Below are 6909 nucleotides of genomic sequence, written 5' to 3' on the forward strand. Positions count from 1 at the left end.
ATCAAGGTTCCTAAATAGTTCGACAATTGTGGCTGTGTTCAACAATCGAGTCTTGCTCCAGACTCACTTTGCGGGTAAACATATCAACTTGCCATCCAAGCTGCGCTAGTGCTTCACCTACGTTACGCACATAAACATTTTGTCCCCCAGCTTCTTCTTTCCCTATTTCAATCGCCGGATCTCCGTGGACGGAAATCAAGGCGATACGTTTTTCGGTGATAGAGTTCATAGTTTGTGTGTTGATGATTTTAACAAATTTTTAAGCTGTTCCAAGCTCGTGTATAGCACACTTGCCTGAATTATTTAGGAACCTTGATTAATATTGATTTTAATTTACTATGCCTAATATTTTTTTACATCTTCTGCCAGAAGTATACTATTAGATTAAATACAAATATTTAATTTATCTAGATAGAGAAATTTTATTTCCTTATATTTCATACTTTTGATAGATGAAAATTATATTTTTTCTATATAAATTCTAAATCATTTGTGAACAGCAAAATTGCTGAAAAGCCTATAAATACGTACTTTTAGTTTCGGTACTCTCTCCTATTTCAATTTGGATTGCTATATTAGTTCAAAATATCTAATGCTTTTGATACATAACTATTATAGTTTTCGTCTTGTTTGTGCAGATATAGTCCCACAGATACATGCATTAACGTGAGTTTGACGAAGCGAAAAAGCAGCCGCACGCACAGCCTCTTGTAGAGAAAGTAGTTCAATAAATTAAGCTTTTTGGCGATTTTTGCGTAAGTCCTGAATTAATCCCGTTGCACTCAGGTTGTATTAAGTAGTGAGAAGAACTGTTAAATATTAATGCAAAATCGGGTACTTTCTAGAATTTGCTTCGGAAAGTCTCAGATTATATTTGCAATCATTTATAAATTTCAGGAGCAAATCAGGTGTTTACTTCAACCTTACTGGCTGCTGCAACCACGCCTCTGCAATGGAGTCCGACAGTTGCACTGATTATCATTATCGCTAATATCGTTGCCATTGCCTTTGGTAAATTTACCATCAAATATCCCAACGCAGAACCACGACTACCCTTAGCTAACTTTTTGGGTGATTTTGGTTTACCAGCCCTTTTAGCAACTACTGCCTTTGGTCATATCTTAGGAGTAGGCGTTGTCTTAGGGCTGCATAACTTGGGAAGAATTTAGGTTCTTACCCAAGCCTTTAGGGACTTCCAAAAAATAAATGGCGTTGCTGATTCCATATATGAAAATGATTTTGCATAATACCAAAATCCTTGTAGAGACGTAGCAGTGCTACGTCTCTACATCCAGATTCATACTTCAATTCAGCAACGCCTCTTTTTCAATGCCCATTCCTTAAATGATTAACGGCTCAAATTCACGATCATGCCATTGCCGCTGATGCCATTCGGCAACCAAAGGACGGACAATAAACTTAGGCTGTCTATCGCCTTTAACGTCAATACGTAAACCTGAGTAAGGTCGTCGCTTCTGAGAACCTTGACCATTGCGACCAATGAAGAGATGCGATCGCGCCACTAATCTATTCTCTTCCATTAAATCTGCTCCCTCAATCCGCTGGCGTCGCAAACTAAAGCCGCTACCACCACAAACAATCCAGTGGATATGAGAATCAGCATGTCCTGTATCCATTGTCTCCAAGTGTTCCAAGCAGTGGGCGTGACCGTTTAATACCAAATCAACCAAAGGACGCCCCTGAGTTAGAGAACCTATTTCTTTAGCTACCGCATCCAGCACACCACGGAGGCGATCGCGAATTATCAGAGTTTGTGCTTGTTGCCACTTTGTCGCTTCAGTTACATAAGGTGGATGATGGAAATAAATCACCCTTCCCCGAACTTCAGAGTTATTCCAAGATTCAATTAATCTTTGCTTGAGCCAGTCTAGTTGTTCAGTGTCAGTCAGCGTTGTTTTATCAGCAGCTAATTGCTTTTTGATATCAACAATAATTTCTTCAATTTGTGACAGCTTGGCGTGGTAGTCGTCTAATTGGTCAGCTTCAATAGGGTTTTCAGGACGAAGCTTGGCTGAGGTTTCAATGATTTGCTGCTTTTCTTGCTCTAAATCTTCACGACGTTTTTCTAAAATTCTGCGATCGGCATCGCCTTGTTTTGTTTTAGGTAGAGGCGGTGGATCGTTAAATGTATTAGAATCCAAGGCAAAGAAATCAATCCCCCCATAGCGAAAAGTGTAGTAGCGATTGGGAAGGCGAGTAAAATGCCCTGGTTCATAGCTTAGACAATAACCTGTATCTGTTTTAGCTGTGTAATACTGATTTAAATGATTATTTAACTCTCCTGGAAGCTGAAACGCCTGAAGATAGTCCAGAAATGCCCGTGCGTAGGCTTCACCCGTTCCTGAGCCATGTAAGCCTACATCCAAGTCTAAGCGCGATCGCAACAGGCGGCGAATGGGTAATGTTGTCAGAGAGACCAAGCTCAATAGAATCGGCAAGTTATAATAATCGTGATTTCCGAGTACAGGTAAAATGGGCAGCTTAAAAATCATCTGGTCATAAGCAATCTGTTGAGGATGCTCTCCCCCCAAGAGAAACTCTCGATAAGGCTGGATGAAATTCTGCTGATAGTATTCACTCGACCCCACTAAATAAATCACGTCCCCGGTATGCAGCATAAAACGGGATTCGCTGTGATGGGGCAACATAAGTTCAGCCACCTTTCGCTGAGGATTGTGCCCTCGGTGCTTACCGGAACCACTATCACCTACAACTAAAAATGAGAACTCAGAATTGTCTGTTTGGTCATCCTCCAACACCAGCCGAGTTTGGTCGATGTTCCGTTCTACAATTAACGGATCTTGCCACCGTACCCGTTGATTCATTTTACGAATTTTGTTAGCGATCGCTGGATCAGATACAAGTTTCAATGCAACCTACTCCTGAGTTTTCAATTGAAGGGGAGCAGGGGGAGCAGGGGGAGCAGGAGAGGCAGGGAAAAAATAACCAATGCCCCATGCCCCATGCCCAATGCCCAATGCCCTCACTCCTCTATTGTGTCTTTCATCTCAATAGTCAGATTAGGGAGTCCCTCTAATTTTTCGGTAGGCTCAACTTCTTCTACTAATGGCACAAAAATGTTCAAACCTGCTGGTACACACTTAATTTCTACTGGTGTTGTGCCCATTATTTCACCATCTAAAACAACCTTTTGTGGTGGGTTAGTTGTAATTTTAAATTGTTTGGCTCGCAGGAAGCCAATATCATCACGTTCTACGGCGTTACCTGTAGAAGCCGTTTGGAATAGATGAAATGTAGCTGCGATCGCTCCTGCTTTGTTAGCTGGAGCTACAATCGTTAAATCTAGTAACCCATCATCATAAATCAGACCTGATGGGCCTTGAGCCAAGACTGAAGTAGGAGGCGCGGCATTTGCTACTGTAACTGCACAGGCACTAGTTTTAATTATCCTGTCTTCTGTTTCAATTTCAACATCAAAGTTTTTTAAGTTTCTCAGTTGCTGAATTCCAGCGAAAACGTAGGCCATCATCCCAAAGCGATTCTTAGCCTCCCTGTCTGCCAATTCTACAGTTTCAGCTTCAAAGCCAATACCTGCCAAAAGTACCATTGGCTGATCGTTGCAATAGGCTATGTCTACATGGCGGGTTCCTCCCTGCAAAATTGTCTCACACGCACCTGCGATCGTGTCAGGAATTCCTAAAGCTGTAGCAAAAGCATTTGCTGTGCCTCTAGAAATGATGCCAAATGCAATATCAGTACCCACTAGAGCCGCCGCCGCCGCTGAGAGAGTTCCATCTCCCCCCGAAACAATGATTGCGTCTACCCCTCGCTCTACAGCTGCATAAGCCAGTTCGTCAGCGTCGATTTCTTCAGTTGTCAGATAAATATCTAGGTCAATTTCTGGCTCTAATATTGCCCGAATTTCTGCCAGTTCTATATTTGGGTCACCCTGACCCGCAACTGGATTGAAAATGAGGCAGGCGGAACGATTCATAAAATATAAAGGCTAAACTTAGATCACTAAAATACCAAATTATTTTTAGCATTCTTGGGAAATTTCGGCTTCCTTCTGGCGGCTGGTTTACCTTTTGTAAGAGTTTAGAAGTCTTCTGCGTCGGAACATACCAATGCTGAGGCGTATTTAGGTATCCTTTGTCTTTATTGAAACAATAAAAATTTTGCCATGCGTCAATTATTACTAGTTTTAGCAAGTATGGTAACTCTCAGCAGTTTAGGTACTTCCACTATGACAATAGCAGACACAACGCCTGATTTACGGGAGATGCGCTTAGTTCAAAGGGTCAACTGCAATAATACTCAAACTCAAATAGCAATTAATGAATGCGCGAAGTTGTCTTATCAAAAGGCAGATAAAAGACTCAATCAAGTTTATCAACAATTGTTACCTACCTTAGAAACGTCTAGGAAACAAAAATTGATTGCTGCCCAACAAGCATGGCTCAAGTTTCGAGATAGCAATTGTGAGTTTAAGAGAAGCAGATATGAGGGAGGAAGTATTGCCCCTAGCATTTATTCTGGTTGTCTAGAAAATACCACAAAACTGCGTACCCAAGAATTACAGGAATATCTCAAATCTGACCCTTAATATAGTTGAATCAAACCGCAACGCGAGAGCTATTAGTCATTAGTCATTAGTCACTTGTACTGAGCGAAGCCGAAGTATTGGTCATTGGTCATTAGTCCAAGAGAAACCAATTTAAACCGTTCGACTGACTTTTATTTAGTGTTGTCGTTGGCGCAGTCTCTCGTAGAGAAGTAGCGATCGCCGAACGTCTTACGCCGAAACCCCGACTGAAGTTGCTCACTCTGCTTTCATTTTTAACCAGCCAAATACCTGTTCTACTGTCAATTTTAAATCAACACCATCTAGAACAGGCAAGCTATCTTTTTTATGACAAAATTCTGGTTGTTGATGTGGTTGAAAAACGAGAACTGAACGGTCATCGGGATCAATCAACCATCCCAACTGACAACCATATTTTAAGCAGTGCAAGATATTGCTTGTAACTCGATTGGAACTCTGATCTGGAGAGAGAATTTCAATTGTCCAGTTCGGAGCAATTAGCACATCATCTACAGGTTCTCCATTCTCCTCAAACTCAATTTGTTGCCAACGGATAACCGCCACATCTGGAACAATTGACCGACCACCAAAAGTACAACGCAACTCTGGAAAAATTTAGCACTAATCAACCAAATATTAGCATAATTCTTTATATATACACTAAAACTTGATGATAGCTATATCAAACGGCACATTAAAGATTTTTGCGACCAAAACCCTATATACTAAATTAGACTTTGATAAATTTGAGAGTTTTGTTAATTGCAACACCAAAAACTATTAATTTTTAGATGAAATACTAGCGTATCTTATAATCTATAGTTTTTAAGGTTTAGTCAAAACTATATCCAGTATCATCAAAAAACTGCAAACTTCATGTGGTGCAAAAATCAATCGGGGAGTGAAAACATGAATTTACGTAGAGATGCATTGCAAATCCTCAAAGAAACTAGCCGAACTTTTTATATCCCAATTAGTCTTTTACCGCCAGGATTACAAGAAGCAGTAGCATCAGCATATTTGTGTATGCGTGCCATTGATGAAATTGAAGATCATCCCGAATTAGATAACGCTACTAAAGCAAAGCTGTTAAGAACGATTAGCCTGACATTACAGGCAGGGGTTGATGGCTTCGCGGTAGATGCTTTCTTTGCAGGATTTAGTGGGTATGAGAATACCTTAGAAGAAGTCACAGTAAGGATTAGAGAATGGTCGATACTAGCACCAGAGACCATTGCACCTCGAATTTGGGATGCCACTGCTGCAATGGCAGACCGGATGGCTTACTGGGCAGAAAGAAACTGGAAAATTTATACAGAATCTGATTTGGATCGTTATACCTTTGGGGTTGCAGGTGCAGTCGGATTGTTACTATCGGACTTATGGACTTGGTACGATGGAACGCAAACTAACCGTACCCAGGCGATCGGGTTTGGTCGGGGTTTACAAGCAGTTAATATCCTGCGTAACCATACTGAAGATTTAGGGCGTGGGGTAGACTTTTTCCCAGAGGGTTGGAGTGCAGAAAATATGCAAGAGTATGCCCGGCGCAATCTAGCCCTGGCAGAAGCTTATACCAAAAACCTTCCTACTGGCCCAGCCTTAGATTTTTGCCAAATTCCCTTAACCTTGGCTAATGGCACTCTTGACGCCCTTGCTAGTGGTAAAGAGAAACTCAGCCGCAGTGATGTTTTTGCACTTCTCGAACAACTGATTAGTGTAAACATGAAAGCCAGCTAATAGTCTGTTAACAAAGTTTGCGGGTTTAATTCCCCTGCCTAAGAAGGGCAGTATGTTTTGCGGTGGGGTTCAAATCCCCATTGCAAAACTTACAGCATTTTTCAGGTATTTAGACCACAGATGAGACGGGGAGTGGGGAGTGGGGAGTAGGGAGTGGTGTAGTTCAATTACTTGAAAAGCGCTGTAATTACGTTAGCGTAGCGTTAACGAGTCCGCGTTCGCTTTTAGCGTCTCGTAGAGAGCGTCATTACGAATTACAAATTATTTAACATTATAAGTATAATAATTTTCTTGTTGGGCAAAGAATTTACGTAATATTAGCTAAACTTTAAAAAATCTTCAAAGCATTTCCAGCAAAAATTACCTGGCAAGAGTTGATTAATATCTAAATAATTGAAAGAGAGTATAACAACTCACCGTGATTATTCGTGCAGCGAGTTGACAGTGCATGAGCTACTGCTTAAATCCTACCTGTCCCAATCCAGAAAATTTGGTATATAGCCAAAGGTGCCGCTCTTGTGGCTCGCAACTCCTGTTGCGCGATCGCTATCAGGTGATCAAACCATTAGGTCAGGGTGGCTTTGAAGATTTTTTAAAGTTTA

Annotated in this window: 6 protein-coding genes and 2 pseudogenes; 4 read left to right on the forward strand and 4 right to left on the reverse strand. The window is 41.1% G+C overall.

Annotation, left to right across the window (positions count from 1 at the left end):
* Nucleotides 1–13 precede the first annotated feature (13 nt).
* Nucleotides 14–229, reverse strand: a pseudogene (locus LC574_RS19325) (glycosyltransferase family 1 protein); the annotation flags it as partial.
* A gap of 679 nt (nt 230–908) precedes the next feature.
* Here LC574_RS19325 and psaK point away from each other — a divergent pair.
* Complete coding sequence (gene psaK, locus LC574_RS19330) at nt 909–1169, forward strand: photosystem I reaction center subunit PsaK (protein ID WP_229455000.1); 261 nt, start codon at nt 909–911, stop codon at nt 1167–1169.
* Between the two features lie 171 nt (nt 1170–1340).
* On the opposite strand, the gene LC574_RS19335 is transcribed toward psaK, so the two are convergent.
* Both LC574_RS19335 and LC574_RS19340 read right to left on the reverse strand, forming a co-directional pair.
* Nucleotides 1341–2891: a metallophosphoesterase gene (locus LC574_RS19335; RefSeq protein WP_229455001.1), complete on the reverse strand. Its 1551-nt coding sequence runs from the start codon at nt 2889–2891 to the stop codon at nt 1341–1343.
* A gap of 113 nt (nt 2892–3004) precedes the next feature.
* On the reverse strand, nt 3005–3976 hold the full coding sequence (locus LC574_RS19340; RefSeq protein ID WP_229455002.1) for a YegS/Rv2252/BmrU family lipid kinase: 972 nt from the start codon (nt 3974–3976) through the stop codon (nt 3005–3007).
* Between the two features lie 189 nt (nt 3977–4165).
* Here LC574_RS19340 and LC574_RS19345 point away from each other — a divergent pair, with 189 nt between their 5' ends.
* A complete protein-coding gene (locus tag LC574_RS19345; RefSeq protein ID WP_229455003.1) occupies nt 4166–4588 on the forward strand; it encodes a lysozyme inhibitor LprI family protein in 423 nt (140 codons plus the stop codon).
* A gap of 216 nt (nt 4589–4804) precedes the next feature.
* Here the strand turns inward: LC574_RS19345 and LC574_RS19350 are convergent.
* A pseudogene (locus tag LC574_RS19350) lies at nt 4805–5179 on the reverse strand (Uma2 family endonuclease); the annotation flags it as partial.
* 297 nt (nt 5180–5476) lie between these two features.
* Between LC574_RS19350 and LC574_RS19355 the strand changes: the two are divergent.
* Together LC574_RS19355 and LC574_RS39120 are read left to right on the forward strand one after the other, a co-directional pair.
* A complete protein-coding gene (locus tag LC574_RS19355) occupies nt 5477–6307 on the forward strand; it encodes a squalene/phytoene synthase family protein (RefSeq protein ID WP_229455004.1) in 831 nt (276 codons plus the stop codon).
* 448 nt (nt 6308–6755) lie between these two features.
* Nucleotides 6756–6909 (forward strand): 4-Cys prefix domain-containing protein (locus LC574_RS39120; RefSeq protein WP_368736704.1); only part of this gene is annotated, 154 nt, incomplete at its 3' end.

It is taken from the genome of Nostoc sp. CHAB 5715 (assembly GCF_020829685.1).
Classification (GTDB): Bacteria; Cyanobacteriota; Cyanobacteriia; order Cyanobacteriales; family Nostocaceae; genus Nostoc.